We start from the raw sequence: 17,528 nt of genomic DNA on the forward strand, positions 1-17,528 counted from the left end.
TCCTAAAATAAAAATTTTGGTATATTTTTTCTTTGAAAGCAAACAATAGAAACAAGCTAAATAGCAAGAAAAAATATACTGTTAATGAAAGGATTGTTTATATGAAAGCAACAGGAATAGTGAGAAGAATTGACGACCTGGGACGTGTTGTAATCCCAAAGGAAATAAGAAGAACTATGCGAATTCGAGAGGGCGATCCACTGGAAATATATACAGACCGTGAAGGCGAAGTTATTTTAAAGAAGTATTCGCCGATCGGTGAGCTAAATGAATTTGCAGGAGATTACGCAGAAGCTGCAAGTAAATTGCTTGGTTGTACATTTATTGTTACAGATACGGATCAAATCATTGCTGTGGCAGGGGCATCAAAGAAGGAATTGTTGGAAAAACGAATTGCTAAAAAGGTAGAAACGGTTATTCATGAAAAGACAAGCCGTATCTTTGATCAGGAAGAAAAATTAGAGAATGTTACTCTAGAGACCTCAGAAGGAAGCGATTATCAAGCGCATATGATTGTGCCGATTATATCGCAAGGCGACGCAATCGGATCTGTCATTCTTATGAAAAAGGATGGAACAATACAAGATGCTGAGAAAAAAGCGGCAGAAATTGGTGCACATTTTTTAGCTCGGCAAATGGAAAATTAACTGAAAAAGGATTAAGTACGTCGGCAGTTTCTCTTGCCGACGTATTTTCTTATCAGTACTTTTTTGTATGAAAGGAAAAGAAATATATGGTATAATAAATCGATTAAAATAGAAAGTGAGGAACACTCATGCTTTTTAAGAATATTACAGTATTAGATGAAGCATTGCAGCCGAAGGTTCATTGCTATGTAGGTATAAAAAACGATTGCATTGATTATATTGGTAATGAGATGCCAAAGGAACAATATGGAGAAGTATTTGAGGGTGAGGGAAAATTATTAATGAGTGGTTTTGTAAACTCACATGCTCACACTCCAATGATGCTGCTTCGAGGTTATGGTGAAAATCTACCACTGCAAAGTTGGCTCAATGACCGGATTTTTCCGTTTGAAGGTAAAATCAAGAAGAGAGACGCATATTACTCCACTTTGCTTGGAATTGCAGAATCATTGCGCTATGGGATTACTTCAACTACTGATATGTATTTTTTTGGAGAATCCATTGCAAATGCTGTTTTAGAAAGCGGAGTTAAAAACAATTTAGGAGTACCGCTTATATGCTTTTCGGATCAGGATTTGTTTGATTTGGATTGCTATCAGGAAGCGAAATCTTTATTTTCAGAGTATCACAATGCTGGAAACGGCCGGCTCAAAATTGACATGAGCATTCATGGAGAATATACAAGTACTCCAAAAACAGTAATGCAAATGGCAGACTATTGTAAAGAACTAAATACAAATCTTCATGTTCATGTTTCCGAAACCAAAATAGAAGTAGAAGAATGTAAAAAACGACATCAAGGACTTACTCCGGTACAGTATTTAAATAATCTTGGTGTTTTTGAAAATCCAACAACTGCCGCTCATTGTGTATGGCTGGAAGAGGATGATTACCAAATTTTAAAAGATAAACAAGTAACCGTTGCTAGTTGTCCTATCAGTAATTTGAAATTGGCAAGCGGTGTTTGCAATGTGCCTCGATTATTTGAAAATGGTATTGCAATTACAATCGGAACGGATGGAGTTGCAAGTAATAATAATTTGAATTTTTTAGAGGATATGAAGTTTTTTGCGTTGGTACATAAAGGTTGGTTTTCTGATGCAACATTAACCAATGTTCATCAAGTATTAACGGCTGCAACGAAAGCCGGAGCCGCAGGACAGAAACGTTTTGATACAGGAAGTTTATCGGTAGGGAAAAAAGCAGATTTAATTGTTTTGGACTTAGATGTTATTTCTATGAAGCCGATGCATGATTTAACAAATAATTTGGTTTACTCTACATCCGGCAGTGATGTTATTCTGACTATGGTAGACGGAAAAGTACTTTACCATCGGGGAGAATTCAAGACTATCGATATAGAACGAGTTGTATATGAGGTAGAAAAGTCAAAGGAACGAATTTTAGGAGAATTATAAACTATGGCAAATAAAAAATCTTTTTTGCAAGGCGCGTTGATTTTAGGAGTGGCAGGGCTTATTATCAAAGTTTTAGGTGCGGTTTTTCGCATCCCATTAGCAAATATTATTGGAGATGACGGAATGGGATATTATCAGACCGCATATCCTATTTACGTGTTGTTTTTAACCTTGTCTACGGCTGGAATTCCTACCGCTATTTCAAAAATGGTTGCGGAGCGTAATGCAATCGATAATCCGAAAGAAGCACATCGAATTTTTCGTGTTTCGTTCCTGCTTTTGTTTGGAATTGGTATTGTATCTTCTGCAATTTTATTTTTCGGTGCAGATCTTATCGTAGAGCACTTAAAAAATCCAGGCGCAAAACATGCAATGATGGCGATTGCACCGGCACTTTTGTTTGTTCCATTAATGGCAGCCTATCGAGGCTATTTTCAAGGAATGCAGAAAATGGAGCCGACGGCGGCTTCTCAGGTGGTCGAACAATTATTTCGCGTGGTTGCCGGTTTATCTCTAGCATTGGCAATGGTTCCGAAAGGATTAGAACATGCAGCTGCTGGAGCATCCTTTGGTGCAACGGCCGGAGCCATCGGCGGATTACTTGCTGTTGTTGCTATTTATTACGGAAACCGCAAGAAAATCCATAGGGATATGAGGCGTGACACACATAAAGGCGGTGAAGCGGCAAGTAAGATATTAATGAATATTTTTATAATTGCAGTTCCCATTACAATCGGAGCCGCAATTATGCCTATTATGAATACCATTGATGTTGGTATCGTAATGCGGCGTTTACAGGAAGCAAATTTTACGGAAAAGGCAGCAAACAGCTTGTATGGACAGCTGACAGGCATGGCGGGACCATTGATTAATTTTCCTCAAGTATTGACCCAAGCGATTGCGATGAGCTTAGTGCCTGCAGTGGCAGCCGCGCATCGTAAAAACGATACACCATTTTTACATTATAATATTGCTATGGGATTGAGAACAGCTATGATTATCGGTTTACCATGTGCATTTGGCCTTATGATATTATCAGAACCAATTATGTTGTTGCTGTATCCGGCTCAAAAAGCAAGTGCGGTAAGTGCAGCTCCTTGTTTGTTTGTTTTAGCGATTGGTGTTGTATTTCTATCTTCAGTACAGACGACAACTGGAATTTTGCAAGGAATCGGGAAACAGATGGTTCCGGTTATGAATCTTTTCGTTGGTGCTATTGTTAAAGTAATTCTAACCTATACCTTGACTGGGATTGAAAGCATCAATGTAAAAGGTGCTGCCATTGGTACCGTTGCAGCATATATTGTTGCGTCCGGTCTGAATGTTTTAGCAGTAAAAAAATACACCGGTGTTCGATTTAATGTGATGATGACATGGATTAAACCCCTTATTTCTGCTTTGGTGATGGCTGAATTAGTATGGCTTACACATTTAGCTTCGGCAGATTTTATGGGAAATGCATTGTCCACTCTATTGTCGGTAATGGTTGGGGCTTGTGTATACACAGCGATGCTGTTCCTTACAAAATCAATTACGAAGGAAGAGCTTTCCATGATTCACGGTGGATCAAAATTGTCTCGGATTACTGGTAAATTTAATAAAAAATAAGAAGTAAATAAAAAAATGTATAGAATCTTTAAGAATTTACATGATAAAAGAGAGGATATGACAATGTATGAAGAACTTTATGAGACTGGAAAAACAGCAGAAGAAGCTGTTGGGAGATTAAAAAAAATTATACATGTGCTTCGAGGTGAAAATGGTTGTCCTTGGGATCGTGTTCAGACTCATAGCACATTGCGTCGTTGTATGATTGAAGAAGCATACGAAGTTATTGAGGCAATTGATAATCAGGATTTTAATAATTTGGAAGAAGAGTTAGGCGATGTACTTCTTCAGGTTGTAATGCATAGTGAAATTGGAGAAGAAGAAGGGAACTTGCATTTAACGGCAATCGCAAACCGAGAATGTGAGAAAATGCTACGTCGGCACCCCCACGTTTTTGGTAAAAAAAACGCTGTTTTTTCCAACAATCATGCAGAAAGTATTGACAATGTACTTGAAAAATGGGAAAATGTGAAAAGAAAAGAGCATGGCGTTGTTTCTCGCACTGAATCTATGAGAAACATACCAAAGGCCTTACCTGCTTTATTGCGAAGTGAAAAGATTCAAAAAAAAGCAGCAGAGGTTGGGTTTGATTGGGATCAGGTAGAGGATGCTTTTGCTAAGGTTAAAGAAGAAACCTTGGAGCTTTTGGAAATATACGAAGGAATTGACAAGAATCGCATAAAGGAAGAGGTTGGTGATTTACTTTTTGCGGTTGTCAATGTAGCTCGATTCTTAGGTATAGATCCAGAGGATGCATTAAATGGTACTTCACAGAAGTTTATTGAACGTTTTGAGTTCATTGAATCAACAGCAGAAGCACAGGGACGAAAGCTGGACGAAATGAGCTTGCAGGAGATGGACAAGCTGTGGGACGAAGCAAAGCTAAAGAAGAAATGATGTTCTTTTATTAAAATTAGTGGATTTTTAAGGAGGTTGTGTTCGTGAATAAAGCTGAATTAATTGCTAGCGTAGCAGAGAAAACGGGTTTTACCAAAAAAGATGCTGAGGTTGCTGTAAATGCATTCGTAGCAAGTATTGAAGATGCTCTTGTAAAGGGTGATAAGGTGCAGCTCATTGGCTTTGGAACTTTTGAAACTAGACAGAGAAAAGCTAGACAGGGAAGAAACCCAAGAAAGCCTGGCGAAGTAATAAAAATTGCTGCTGCTAAGGCTCCTGTATTTAAAGCTGGCAAAGCGTTAAAGGATGCAGTAAATAGACCATAAATGAAAGAGCAGGGTTTCTGCTCTTTTTTATATAATAGAAAACATTGTTTCCTATGTATATAAAATCGGGATGTGCAGAGGGGTGTTCCCTTCGTAAGAACCCATATATCATAAAAGGGATAAAGGTAAAATTATGCGAATCGACAAATATTTAAAAAATTCACGTTTGATAAAACGAAGAACAGTAGCAAAGGAAGCTTGTGAACAGGAACGAATTTTAATCAATGATAAGGTGGCAAAACCGGGGAGTGAAGTAAATGTTGGTGATGTCATTTGGATTCGATTTGGTAATTCAGAACTAAAAGTAAAAGTCAAGGCAGTATTAGAGCATGTGACAAAGGAAACAGCTGCTGAAATGTATGAAATTATTTAGAATAGAATAAAAAAGGCTGCGATTGTATGAGATACAAAAACGCAGCTTTTTTAATGTCTGAAATACCTTCTCAATGATAGAAAGATAATTATGTTATTTACGATCCGCTAATGGGATATAAGGAATTATTTGTTTTACGCACTGATATGCAGGTCGCATAATACGCCCACCGGCAACCAGCTCCTCTATACGGTGCGCACACCATCCAGAGATACGAGAAGCCGCAAAGATTGGAGTAGCGATCTCTACGGGGATATTTAAGGCATCATAAACGAAACCAGAGTAAAGGTCTACGTTTGCAGGCATTGGTTTATCTACGCCCTTTACTTCACAAAAAAGTTGAGGAGCTCTTTTTTCAATAAAATCAAATAGCATAAAATCATCTATAAGATTTTTATCTTCGGCAAGTTTTTTCGCCATACTTTTTAATAAGGTGGCTCTAGGGTCCGAAATTGTATAAACAGCATGCCCCAAACCGTAGATTAATCCGGTATGGTCGTTTGCTTCACCTTTTAATATTTTAATAAGATATTCTTCCACTTCTTTGTAATTAGTAATGTCCTTTACGTTTGACCGAATGTTTTGCATCATTCGAATGACTTCTACATTGGCACCCCCGTGCTTTGGTCCCTTTAGAGAACCAACAGCAGCAGCAATTGCTGCATAGGTATCGGTTCCGGTAGAAGTAACAAGATGTGTTGTAAAGGATGAGTTGTTGCCTCCGCCGTGCTCAGCGTGTAAAATCATACATAGATCCAATAATTTTGCTTCAAGATCGGTGTATTCTTTGCTTGGACGAATCATTCGCAGAATATTTTCTGCAGTGCTTTTTGAAGGATCCGGATAGTGAATATGAAGGCTTTCATTGTCAAAATAATTTTTCTTTGCCTGGTATCCATAAGCAACCAGTGACGGAAAATAACCGATTAGATTAATGGATTGTCGAAGAACATTTGCCACAGAAACATCATCTGGATTTGGATCGTACGAGTAAAGGGTCAGAATGCTACGTCCCAGCTTGTTCATAATACTATGGCTGGGTGACATTAAAATGGTATCTCTGGTAAAACCGGAGGGCAGATCACGTTTTGAGCCTAATACCTCTTTATATTCTTCTAATGCTTTTGTAGTTGGTAATTCACCAAATAGTAAAAGATAACTCGTTTCTTCATAGCCAAAACGGTTCTCTTTCAGACAATTGTGTACAATGTCTTCTACGTCAATTCCACGATAAAAGAGCTTGCCATGAATCGGTACTTTAACTCCTTGATCATTGACTTCGTAGCCTTGTACATCACCAACATTGGTAAGACCGACAACAACACCGGCACCGTTTGCATTACGAAGACCACGTTTGACATAATCATATTTACCATATAGAGAATTGTCTATCTCATTATTTTGTTGCAATCGCTGCGCCATACTTTTTACAAATACTTCTTCCAAATAACTTGGTTTGGAATGAACGCTATGTATATAATGCCTCAAAAGAGAAACCTCCTTTAAAATTAATATTTAAATTTAATTATAATACAAAAAAATACAATGGACAATACAATTTACATGTCATTAAAAAAAAAGACGAAAAATATATGGCTGCAAGCAAAATTTGAAATCGGATAAAATATGTTTAAAAAGTGTTTATTTAAAATATTAATATTTTTTAAATAATTTTATATTAAAACTTTAAAGCACACAAAAAACAACAGTCTTCGTATATATTTAAGGCAAATAAAAAAAGGAGGAATATTTTTTATGAAAAATAGTACAAAAAAGCCATCGTTTGGTGTCGCACTATTAATTGTAACGTTCTTATTTGTGATCATTATTGCTCAAGTATTAGTAGCCGGAAGTCCGGATATTCATTTGACTCTGGTATTTTCGATTACATTTGCAGTATTACTTTTGATGATGACAGGAACAAAATGGTCAGTCGTTGAAGAAGGAATTATGCATGGATGTAAGATTGCAACGGTACCGATGCTTATTTTAATGTTCATTGGTATGCTTATTCCTGCACTGATTGCATCCGGTACCATTCCTGCACTAATCTATTATGGGTTAAAAATGATTAATCCATCTGTCTTTCTTTTAACAACCGCATTAATTTGTGCAGTTTCGTCAGTCTGTACAGGTAGCAGTTATACAACAGGGGGAACTTTTGGAGTTGCATTCATGGGAATCAGCGTAGGTCTTGGAATTCCGCCTGCATTGACTGCAGGTGCAGTTATTTCTGGTGCGGTAATTGGAGATAAGCTTTCTCCGCTTTCAGACTCCACGAATTTAGCCGCAGGTGTCTGTGAAACAAATTTATTTGCACACATTAAAAGCATGCTTTATACAACCATTCCTGCATTTATTATTTCCCTGATTATTTATACGGTATTGGGCATGAGATACAGCGCAGACTCAATTGACACAACGGCAGTGGATGCTATTTTAAAAGGTATCGTAGATAATTTTAATGTTTCACCGCTTTATACGCTAATCAGCTTAATTCCTTTGGCTGCTGTTGTATTTATGGCAGTGAAAAAAGTCAGCGCGCTTGCAGCGATGATTATAGCAGCAATTATTGCAATGGTTATCGCTATGATTATGCAAGGATACAGTATCTTAGAAATGATGTCCTTTATGAACTATGGATTTACGATTGATACCGGAGTAGCTGATGTTGATAAGCTTTTGAATCGAGGCGGTATTCAGGCTATGATGTGGACCGTATCTTTAGGTTATTTAGGGCTTTCTTACGGTGGTATTCTTGAAATTACCGGTACATTGGAATCATTAATTAATAAGATGGAAAGCTTGACAAAAAATGCAAGAAATCTTATTATCACACATATTTTCTCTTCCATTCTTGTTAATATTATTTCAGCAAGTCAATACGTTGCAATCATCATTCCGGGGAGAATGTACTTACCTGCTTATAAGAAAATCGGTATTCGAACTGACGTTGCTTCCAGAACTTGTGAGGATTCCGGTACAGTAACTTCTCCTTTGGTTCCTTGGGGACTTTGCGGTGTATTCTTTACAGGGACACTTGGAGTAAATACGATGGAATATCTTCCTTTCGCGTTCCTATGTTACCTGACACCAGTCGTTGCTGTTATTTATGCACTTACAGGTAAATTTATATGGAAAGAAAGTGTTACAGAATTGAAAGAAAAGGCAGCGGTATAACAAAGATGTATAAAATAAACAAAGAAGAAACAACAAAATTATTATTGGATTTGGTGTCCATAGAAAGTCCATATTTTGAAGAAGATACTGTAATGGAATATGTATGCAATTGGTTTCACAAACACAACATAAATGCTTTTCTTCATGAATATCATGAAGAAAAGGTAACCGGATTTAAAGGGAAAAATATACTGATTCAACTAGATGGTCAAAAACCGGGTCCTACCATTTGTTTGAACGGACATTTGGATACCGTTAAATTATGTAATGGATGGACTGCGAACCCTAAGGGTGAAATTCGTGGAGATCGTCTTTATGGAGTTGGAGTCTTAGATATGAAATCCGGATGTGCAGCAACCATGATGGCACTAAAGGCTTTTTCTGAAAATCATAAGGAGTTTAATGGTAAAATTATATCTACCTATGTTTCAGTTGAAGAAGGACCTTATGGAATGGGAACCAATGCCCTAATCGAAGATGGATATTTAGATCATGTTGATTTCTCGATTATTACGGAACCAAGCGCTGGTTTCACAGGAAAACCGTTTCCTGATGTCTGCCTTGGTGCAAGAGGAGGATATGGCTTAGAAATTGAGTTCTTTGGTGTATCGGCACATGCTGCAATTCCAGAACTCGGTGTCAATGCAGCAGAGGCAGCCTCAAAAGTCATTTGTGAATTTCAAAATGTAGATTACGTTAATGATACATATCTAGGAAAAGGTTCTTTGTGCGTGGTAGCAGTGGAATCTGACGGTGGTGCATGCAGCGTTCCTGATTATGCGAAGGTGAAACTCTTTTGGCATATAGTTGTTGGTGAAAGTGAGAAAACTATTACAGAAGAAATTGAAAAAGCCATCAAAAGAGCAGGTGTTACATGTGACTATACCATTCGTTTTCGTGAAGCACCTTCTGAAGGATCTAAGGGATTTATGCCATATACCATTACTGGGGAGGAGCCTATGGCGAAGGAGTTCATAGAAACAATTGAAGAAGTATGTGAAAAAACTCCTAGTAAATCTTATTTTCAAAGCATTGGGGACTTTAACTATTTGGGTTCCAGATTAGGCGCTCCGGCAGTGATTTTTGGCGCTGAAGGTAAAAACTTTCATGGAAGTGATGAGTACGTAGAATTGGATTCTGTCGTAAAAACAGCTCAAGTTGTTTATGCATTTCTTGAAAAGATGCTTTGTGTTTAATTCTATTTAAAGTAAAAGGGAAGACAGATAAGTCTTCCCTTTTCATAGTGAAATAGGTAATAATGTATAATATGGAGGAATGGCTTATGAACTTAGATACTCTATTAACGAATGGGAAAATATATACAATGGAAGCAGAAGGAAAAATAATAGAGTCGATTGGTATAAAAGATGGAATTATTCAATTTGCTGGAACAAACGAACAAGCAAAACAGTACCAAAGTGATAAAATCATTGACTTAAATGGACGAACTGTAATCCCCGGAATGGCAGATTCTCATATGCATATGTACGCTTACTGTCAGAATCAAGCTCTGGTTGATTTGCAAGAAGCACGTAGTATGAGCGATATGATAGATAAAATGAAAGAAAAAGCCAAACGTACGCCGACTGGAAATTGGATTAAAGGGGTTAATTTTGATCAGAGTAAATTCAAGGAGAATCGTTTTCCTACAAGAAAGGATCTTGATGAAATCAGTACGGAGCATCCAATTGTAATCAGAAGATGCTGTCTTCATGCCATCGTTGCAAATTCTATGGCACTTCAAATTGCAGGAATTGAAAAGGGATTTGACGGTGGTCGCGGTGGTATTGTTGAATTTGACGAAGAGGGAGAACCAAACGGAATTCTAAGAGAGCAGTCTACGAGAATATTTGATGAAATTATTCCGGATCCGTTATCGGACGATAAGGAGAAACGCAGGATTATGCGGGATGTTTTTTCTGATATGTCATCGAAAGGCGTAACAACCATTCATACCTATGCTGCTAAAATATGGAGGTATGAGGAAGACGTTGCTTTGTATCGAAGTTTTGAACAAGAGGGAACTCTTCCGGTTCGAGTTACGGTATGCTTGGATGAAATTTTTGAAAAAGAAGTGCTGACTCAAGAGGAGAAAAATAATCCATATCGAATGGTACAATATGGTGCCTATAAATTATTTACAGATGGTTCCTTAGGTTCCAGATCTGCAGCATTAAAAGAACCGTATTCGGATGATAAAAACAATTGTGGATTTGTCGTATGTACACAGGAAGAGTTAAACAAAAAAGTATTAGAGGGATATGAAAAAGGATTGCAGCTAGCCATTCATGCCATTGGAGATGCTGCTTTGGATATGACTGCTACTTCCATTGAAAATTGCTTAAAGGTTACACGGGAGAGGGGAATGAGTCAGGAAGAACAGGAAAAACGTCTTCCGTTCCGAATCATACATGTACAGATGATAAACAAAGAGCTGCTTGAGCGGATGAAAAAGCTGCCGCTTGTTTTAGATATACAGCCAATCTTTTTATGTACGGATTTGCATTGGATTGAAGATAGACTTGGGCCGGAACGTATAAAAGGTGCGTATTGTTGGAAAACCTTAAAGGATCAAGGATTTATACAAACCGGAGGATCGGATTGTCCGGTAGAATCTTTTGATCCGATGAAAGGCATTTATGCAGCCGTATCCAGAATGGATATGGATGGAATACCGAAAGGTGGTTTTCAGCCGGAAGAAAAGTTATCTGTTTATGAAGCAGTTTCTATTTTTACAAAGAATGTTCATGTGGCAACCGGTCAGCAAGATAAGCTAGGTACTCTGGAAGTAGGAAAATTCGCAGACTTAGTTGTCCTTGATCGAGATCCTTTTGAATCGGATATAGAAGACCTTTTAAAGGTTAAAGTGTTAAAAACATTTGTAGCTGGAAGACTGAAATTCATGATATAATTTATGATTAAAGATACATACATCGCAAAATATAGTGCAGTATTTTTTAACACGTATAGTTACAGGAGGAAGAAATTATGCACGCGGATATTCTAATCAAAAATGGAAATTGCGTAACAATGGAAGACAAAAAAACAAAAGATTGGATAGCCATTGAAAAAAGTAGAATTGTTGCAATGGGAAATGGTGCAGAGTATGAACCTTTTATTGGAAACCATACAATTGTATTTGATGCAAAAGGAAAAACCGTATTGCCAGGGTTTATTGACAGTCATTTTCATGTGGTTCAGACTGCACTTAATTCCGTCAGTCTTGATTTAAGTGAAGCAAGAACACATCAAGAATTGGGAGAACGAATCCGTGAGGCTTATAAGAACTTAAATGGCAATTATATACGTGGAATACGTATTGTAGCAGAACAGTTTCGGGAGAAAAAATTTCCTGAACGAACCCTTTTGGATAAGTATTGCAACGATGTGCCTGTTTGGTTGAATTCTTTGGAATATCAGGTCAGTATGCTAAATACGTATGCGATGTTATATTTTAAAATTCCATTTACTGCAGAAGGTGTGGAAATGGATGAAAAGCAGATGCCAACTGGAATATTTTCGAAAAAAGCCAATGCGATATTGCGTTCAAATATATTAAAAAATATTTCTGACAACGATCGAAGGGAAGCAATATCGGGAATTATGGCCAACCTTTTAAACCATGGAATTACAACTGTCAATGCCATGGAGGGCGGGACCATGTACAGCGATAAGGATGCGAACTTTATTTTTGAACATGGGAAAGATTTTCCGATTGATATGGAGTTGTTTTATCAAACAATGGACATTGAAAAAATAAAAGCGATGGGACTGAAGCGTGTCGGCGGGTGTCTATATATTGATGGAACTATGGGGGCTAGAACGGCTGCACTATCCTTTGAGTATGCAGATTGTCCGGGTACGATGGGAAGCCTTTGTCTGACACAGCAGGAAATCAATGATTTTGTATTAAAATGCTATGAAAATAATTTACAGCTGGCATTATACACCATTGGAGATCGTGCTATACAAGTCGCTTTAAATGCACATGAAAATGCCTTGTATCAGACCGGCATTACCGGACTTCGACATCGGCTGGAACATGTGGAATTGGCAACCGAAGCTCAGATTGAAAAGGCAAATGAATTAGGAATTCTTTTTTCTATGCAACCTACCTATGAGCTTTATTGGGGTGGACCGGGAAAAATGTACGAACAAAGATTAGGGGAAAACTATATTCGAACAAATCCATTTGATAAAATCATTCAAAACGGCGTTGTGATTTGCGGTGGTTCAGACAGTGACATAACGGAGCCGCGGCCTCTATTAGGGATTCATGCGGCGGTCAATCATCCGGTTGAATCGCATAGAGTAAGCATTTATGAAGCGCTTAAGATGTTTACTTGCAATGGTGCCTATGGCATTTTTCAGGAAAACGATAGAGGAACCTTGGGAGTTGGAAAGCTTGCAGATATCGTAATTTTAGATGATGACATTTTCTCGGTGCCTACCGATCAAATTGATAAAATTAAGGTATGTGTAACGATAAAATCAGGTGAGATTCTTTTTAATAACCTAGGATAGAAATAAGGATAGTAAAATGTTAAATATTTGTTTTTTAGGAAAATCAAGATTTGAATGGGATGGCAAGGCGATTGAAGAACAATTGGGTGCAAAGGCCTTCGCTTTAATTTGTTTGCTTGTCTTGAATAAAAATAGATATTTGAGTCGAGATAAAATCATTGGTTATCTTTGGCCTGACAGTAATGAAGAAGCGGCCCGTTATAATTTGAGGTATAATTTATGGCTGATCAAAAAACACATTGGAACCGATCAACAAGGAAATGCGTTTCTTCATATTGATAAAGAATGCTGTGGGATTAATCGGGAATTTGATTTTACGTGTGATATTTTAGATATTATGAAATTTAAACCAAGTGAAGAGGATTCCATTGATAGCATATTAAAGCTTAAGCAGTTATTCAGAGGTGATTTTTTAGAAGGATGTTACTTTAATAAATGCGATGAGTTTAATGAACTGATTATTTTCGAACGTATAAATTTTGAGCAACGTAAAGTAAAAATATTAAAACGTTTGGTTGAATTATATGAAAAAGAAAATAACTTTGAGATATGTCTCGAAACAATCAATGAAATTTTAGAAATTGAGCCATATGATGAAGAAATGGTTTTAAAAGTTTTAAATATCTATTTAAGATGTGGAAAACGGGTCGCTGCAATTACTTATTATAATCAGTTCAGCAACCAGTTGGCTGGGAACCTTGGGATTGCTCCTTCCGATGAATTAAGAAACAAATACAATGAAATTCGTTTGAATTTATCGGACTCCAAAGTAGACACCGAGGATGAATGTACAAAAAGGCATCCGCAGCAAGGTCATTCTTTAAACACATTAGGTTCCAATAATTTGGATTCTAAAAAAAATGGTATCAGTATAAAAATTGTTTCAGATTGTATTAAAAATATAACGTTTTTCTGGATGTCAGATGTTATAGACAAAATGATGAAGATTATAGATTTGGATTACATTCAACAATTAAGTGAACAAGAAATATTAAGCTTAGGATGCATACAAGCGAATCTATTAAGTATTTGCGGAGATATATCGGAATCTTATTCCTGTAATGCAAGTATAAGGGATGTATCCATTGTTAATGCATTTATAAAACTATTGACAATTGTATGCAGGAATCATAAGTTGACAATCCTTATATTAAATAGTCAGGATTTGGATGCAATTTCAGTAAATGTAGTGCAATATCTGAAAAGAATTCAAATAGAGGGACTGGAATTGATTGAAGATTAGAAAAACCTTCCTTGACAGATGAAAAGTAAAAATCTGTTAAGGAAGGTTTTTTGCTTGGATTTTGCAATCTCTATAAGGAAATGGTATGATTATCTTTTGAAAGAAATACGCAATAATAGATTAGGAGAAATATTAATGAAAGATAGATTGCAGCAAACAAACAGCGCAATAAGCACAAAGCTTATCGGGTTGGATTTTTATAAAGCCATAGGGGCTATTTTGGTGATTTTTATCCATGTGACGGCTACGCCTGTAGTAAGTCTTGCACCCGGATTATCATTGAACGTATTGATTTTTATTAATCGCTTTGCAAAGCCAGCAGTACCTATGTTTATTTTTGCCAGTGGTATGGCTTTATTTTATTCTTATCGGAATAAAGAATTTCAATATAGTACATTTTTAACACGGCGTTTTACCAAAATATTTATACCGTATGTTGTTTGGTGTGCTGTTTATTATGGGTATTATATTTATGAGGGAATTTATCCGGTATCATTGATCTTTTTTATCCAGCAAGTATTGAATGGCAGAATGTTGTATCATCTGTATTTTGTGGTAACAATTTTACAGTTTTATTTCTTGTTTGGATTGATTCGTTCGATTGTCATGAAGTACAGCGGAAAGATTGTTTTGCCTTTGGGAATTCTGATAAATCTTTTGGCGTACCAATGGGTACCCGCAGATTGGATTCATCGCTGTTTTTTAACTTATTTAGTATATTTTTTACCGGGATGTTATTTTGCAAAAAACTTCGAACAGAGTATCGGTTATTTAAAAAAATATTTATCGCTAATTGCAATCATTTTCTTTTTGAGTGGTGCCTATTATAGCTATCTGTTTTATTGCAGTATGTGGAAGCCGGAAGCTTATTTAGGCAGCCTTGAAATCTATGTATATTGCTTATTCTGTACAATGGGCATATTGTTATATTTTATAGCAGCCTACTATTTAGAACAAATGAGCGGACCTGTATTAAAAAATATCTTTGGAAGTGTGAATATAGGTTCTTATTACATCTATTTATCTCATCCTTTTGCAATTATATTTGCAGATGCATTGGCGAGACGAATTGGTTTGACCGGTGTTATTGATGGAATGCTGCTGCAATTGGCGTTGATTGGGACGACTGCAGTGCCGATTTCCATTCTATATGCAAAGACTAAGAATCATATAAAAGGAATTGAGAGAAGAAAACAAAACAAGAAAGACCTCAGAAAGTCTGCTTGAGAAAAAGTGAACATATGTTCTTGAAAGAAGATGCAAGGAATGATATACTGGTAAAAAAGGGACTCTTTTGAACGATTATGTAAGAATAGAGGGAGAATATGAGTGAATTTAAGATTGTATCTCCGTTTCAAATGATGGGTGACCAACCGGAAGCGGTGGCACAGCTTGTTAAGGGGATACAAGATGGAAAGAAACACCAGACTTTATTAGGTGTAACCGGATCGGGGAAGACATTTACCATTGCCAATGTCATTGAGAAGATTCAAAAACCGACGCTGGTTATTTCGCATAATAAGACGCTTGCAGCGCAGCTTTGCGGTGAATTTAAAGAATTCTTTCCCGATAATGCAGTGGAATACTTTGTTAGCTACTATGATTATTATCAGCCGGAGGCTTACGTACCATCTACTGATACGTACATTGAAAAGGATTCTGAAATTAACGATGAGATTGAAAAATTACGCCACTCGGCTACAGCAGCATTGTCGGAGCGAAAGGATGTAATTATAGTCGCAAGTGTTTCATGCATTTATGGATTGGGAAGTCCGGTAGACTATGAAAATCAAGTTTTATCTTTGAGACCCGGTATGGAGAAAAACCGAGATGATATGCTACGCAAGCTGATAGACATTCAATACACTCGAAACGATTTGGGTTTTGAACGAGGTTGCTTTCGTGTACGTGGCGATGTTGTAGATATTTATCCGGCCGGTGCAGAGCATGCGGTGCGGGTAGAGCTTTTCGGAGACGAAATAGAAGTTATAAAAGAAATTAATCCGGTTACGGGAGAAATCATGGGTATTCGAAACCATGTTTCTATTTTTCCGGCATCCCATTATGTTACATCAAAAGAGAATATGGAACGAGCGATTGTATCGATTGAAGAAGAGCTTGAAGAACGGCTTGTTTGGCTTCGAGATCGCGGTAAGCTTTTAGAAGCACAGAGATTGGAACAGCGTACGCGATATGATTTGGAAATGCTGAGAGAAGTAGGTATGTGCAAAGGAATAGAAAACTATTCACGCCATATTAACGGACTTCCCGCAGGTATGCGTCCTTATACGCTGATTGATTATTTTCCAAAGGATTTTCTTCTGGTTATTGATGAATCTCATGTTATGGTACCTCAGCTTAGAGGGATGTATGCAGGGGACCGCTCGCGAAAAACGTCTTTGGTGGAATACGGTTTTCGCTTGCCGTCGGCACTGGATAACCGCCCTTTGCAGTTTGAAGAGTTTGAAAGCTTGGTCGATCAGGCGGTATATATCAGTGCGACGCCCGCTCTCTATGAAAGAGAGCAGAGCGGTCATGTGATGGCGCAACAGGTCATTCGCCCTACGGGTCTTTTGGACCCTAAAATTGATGTTCGGAAAACAGAAGGACAAATTGATGATTTGATTGGAGAAATCAATCAAGTTTCTGAAGAAGGCGGACGTGTTTTGGTAACGACGCTGACAAAGAAAATGTCGGAAAGCTTAACAGATTATTTGAAAAATGCTGGAATTAAGGTACGTTATCTTCATTCAGAAATCAACACATTAGAGCGTATGGAAATCATCCGTGATTTACGTTTGGGTGTTTTTGATGTTTTAGTAGGAATCAACCTCTTGAGAGAGGGTTTGGATATTCCGGAGGTATGCCTCGTAGCAATTTTAGATGCGGACAAGCAAGGCTTTCTTCGAACCGAAACTTCATTGATTCAAACCATCGGACGTGCGGCTCGAAATGCAAAGGGCAGAGTAATTTTGTATGCAGATGGCATGAGTGAAGCTATGGAAAAAGCGATTTCGGAAACGGATCGTAGAAGAAGTATACAGCAGGCTTATAATGAGGAACATGGAATTACACCGAAGACCATTGAAAAATCAGTTCGTGCAGTGATCGAAGCAACTCGAGTTGCAGAAGAATCAGACGAATATTATAAAGGAAAAAGTCCGCTTGAATTGACGAACAAAGAGCTTAAAGATTATATAAAGCGTATGGAGACTGAAATGCGAGAGGCTGCAAAAGATTTACAATTCGAACGTGCAGCACAGCTTCGTGATCGAATTTTGGAATATAAAGCAAGGCTATAACCAGAAAGGA

General features: G+C 37.4%; 14 protein-coding genes. 13 read left to right on the forward strand and 1 reads right to left on the reverse strand.

The features are described from left to right. The first annotated feature begins 101 nt into the window (after positions 1-101). From spoVT to I2490_RS05630, 6 genes are all read left to right on the forward strand, one after another. The gene (gene spoVT / locus I2490_RS05605; RefSeq protein ID WP_206458790.1) at positions 102-647 is read left to right on the forward strand and encodes a stage V sporulation protein T; all 546 of its coding nucleotides are present in this window, start codon (positions 102-104) and stop codon (positions 645-647) included. A 128-nt stretch (positions 648-775) separates the two neighbouring features. After that, positions 776-2,065, forward strand: a complete 1,290-nt coding sequence (locus I2490_RS05610; protein ID WP_206458791.1) for an amidohydrolase — start codon at positions 776-778, stop codon at positions 2,063-2,065. Positions 2,066-2,068: 3 nt separating this feature from the next. Further along, complete coding sequence (locus I2490_RS05615; protein WP_206458792.1) at positions 2,069-3,673, forward strand: putative polysaccharide biosynthesis protein; 1,605 nt, start codon at positions 2,069-2,071, stop codon at positions 3,671-3,673. A 15-nt stretch (positions 3,674-3,688) separates the two neighbouring features. Next, the gene (mazG, locus tag I2490_RS05620) at positions 3,689-4,570 is read left to right on the forward strand and encodes a nucleoside triphosphate pyrophosphohydrolase (protein WP_206458793.1); all 882 of its coding nucleotides are present in this window, start codon (positions 3,689-3,691) and stop codon (positions 4,568-4,570) included. Between the two features lie 44 nt (positions 4,571-4,614). Further along, on the forward strand, positions 4,615-4,896 hold the full coding sequence (locus tag I2490_RS05625) for an HU family DNA-binding protein (RefSeq protein WP_206458794.1): 282 nt from the start codon (positions 4,615-4,617) through the stop codon (positions 4,894-4,896). 133 nt (positions 4,897-5,029) lie between these two features. Continuing rightward, positions 5,030-5,269, forward strand: a complete 240-nt coding sequence (locus tag I2490_RS05630; protein WP_206458795.1) for an RNA-binding S4 domain-containing protein — start codon at positions 5,030-5,032, stop codon at positions 5,267-5,269. 93 nt (positions 5,270-5,362) lie between these two features. Here I2490_RS05630 and I2490_RS05635 read toward each other — a convergent pair whose 3' ends face one another. Beyond that, on the reverse strand, positions 5,363-6,757 hold the full coding sequence (locus I2490_RS05635) for a citrate/2-methylcitrate synthase (RefSeq protein WP_280634192.1): 1,395 nt from the start codon (positions 6,755-6,757) through the stop codon (positions 5,363-5,365). A 267-nt stretch (positions 6,758-7,024) separates the two neighbouring features. Here I2490_RS05635 and nhaC point away from each other — a divergent pair, with 267 nt between their 5' ends. From nhaC to uvrB, 7 genes are all read left to right on the forward strand, one after another. After that, complete coding sequence (nhaC, locus tag I2490_RS05640; protein WP_206458796.1) at positions 7,025-8,449, forward strand: Na+/H+ antiporter NhaC; 1,425 nt, start codon at positions 7,025-7,027, stop codon at positions 8,447-8,449. Then, on the forward strand, positions 8,404-9,645 hold the full coding sequence (locus tag I2490_RS05645) for a M20 family metallopeptidase (protein WP_206458797.1): 1,242 nt from the start codon (positions 8,404-8,406) through the stop codon (positions 9,643-9,645). Before nhaC ends, I2490_RS05645 begins: the two co-directional genes overlap by 46 nt. 86 nt (positions 9,646-9,731) lie before the next feature. Then, complete coding sequence (locus I2490_RS05650) at positions 9,732-11,360, forward strand: amidohydrolase (RefSeq protein WP_206458798.1); 1,629 nt, start codon at positions 9,732-9,734, stop codon at positions 11,358-11,360. A gap of 77 nt (positions 11,361-11,437) precedes the next feature. Next, entirely contained in the window at positions 11,438-12,973 is a 1,536-nt protein-coding gene (locus tag I2490_RS05655; protein WP_206458799.1) for an amidohydrolase, read from the forward strand. Between the two features lie 16 nt (positions 12,974-12,989). Next, positions 12,990-14,216 carry an AfsR/SARP family transcriptional regulator gene (locus tag I2490_RS05660; RefSeq protein ID WP_206458800.1) on the forward strand — a complete coding sequence of 409 codons (1,227 nt, stop codon included), beginning with the start codon at positions 12,990-12,992 and terminating at the stop codon, positions 14,214-14,216. A 135-nt stretch (positions 14,217-14,351) separates the two neighbouring features. Further along, positions 14,352-15,443, forward strand: a complete 1,092-nt coding sequence (locus tag I2490_RS05665) for an acyltransferase (RefSeq protein ID WP_206458801.1) — start codon at positions 14,352-14,354, stop codon at positions 15,441-15,443. 98 nt (positions 15,444-15,541) lie between these two features. After that, on the forward strand, positions 15,542-17,518 hold the full coding sequence (gene uvrB, locus I2490_RS05670) for an excinuclease ABC subunit UvrB (protein WP_206458802.1): 1,977 nt from the start codon (positions 15,542-15,544) through the stop codon (positions 17,516-17,518). Positions 17,519-17,528 lie beyond the last annotated feature (10 nt).

Source organism: Anaerovorax sp. IOR16 (genome assembly GCF_017168145.1).
In the GTDB taxonomy this organism is placed as follows: domain Bacteria; phylum Bacillota; class Clostridia; order Peptostreptococcales; family Anaerovoracaceae; genus IOR16.

What these genes read in the sequence shown, in the direction of transcription:
- spoVT (WP_206458790.1), top strand. Translation starts at nt 102, where the DNA reads ATGAAAGCAACAGGAATAGTGAGAAGAATTGACGACCTGGGACGTGTT.
- I2490_RS05610 (WP_206458791.1), top strand. Translation starts at nt 776, where the DNA reads ATGCTTTTTAAGAATATTACAGTATTAGATGAAGCATTGCAGCCGAAG.
- I2490_RS05615 (WP_206458792.1), top strand. Translation starts at nt 2,069, where the DNA reads ATGGCAAATAAAAAATCTTTTTTGCAAGGCGCGTTGATTTTAGGAGTG.
- mazG (WP_206458793.1), top strand. Translation starts at nt 3,689, where the DNA reads ATGTATAGAATCTTTAAGAATTTACATGATAAAAGAGAGGATATGACA.
- I2490_RS05630 (WP_206458795.1), top strand. Translation starts at nt 5,030, where the DNA reads ATGCGAATCGACAAATATTTAAAAAATTCACGTTTGATAAAACGAAGA.
- nhaC (WP_206458796.1), top strand. Translation starts at nt 7,025, where the DNA reads ATGAAAAATAGTACAAAAAAGCCATCGTTTGGTGTCGCACTATTAATT.
- I2490_RS05645 (WP_206458797.1), top strand. Translation starts at nt 8,404, where the DNA reads ATGGAAAGAAAGTGTTACAGAATTGAAAGAAAAGGCAGCGGTATAACA.
- I2490_RS05650 (WP_206458798.1), top strand. Translation starts at nt 9,732, where the DNA reads ATGAACTTAGATACTCTATTAACGAATGGGAAAATATATACAATGGAA.
- I2490_RS05655 (WP_206458799.1), top strand. Translation starts at nt 11,438, where the DNA reads ATGCACGCGGATATTCTAATCAAAAATGGAAATTGCGTAACAATGGAA.
- I2490_RS05660 (WP_206458800.1), top strand. Translation starts at nt 12,990, where the DNA reads ATGTTAAATATTTGTTTTTTAGGAAAATCAAGATTTGAATGGGATGGC.
- I2490_RS05665 (WP_206458801.1), top strand. Translation starts at nt 14,352, where the DNA reads ATGAAAGATAGATTGCAGCAAACAAACAGCGCAATAAGCACAAAGCTT.
- uvrB (WP_206458802.1), top strand. Translation starts at nt 15,542, where the DNA reads ATGAGTGAATTTAAGATTGTATCTCCGTTTCAAATGATGGGTGACCAA.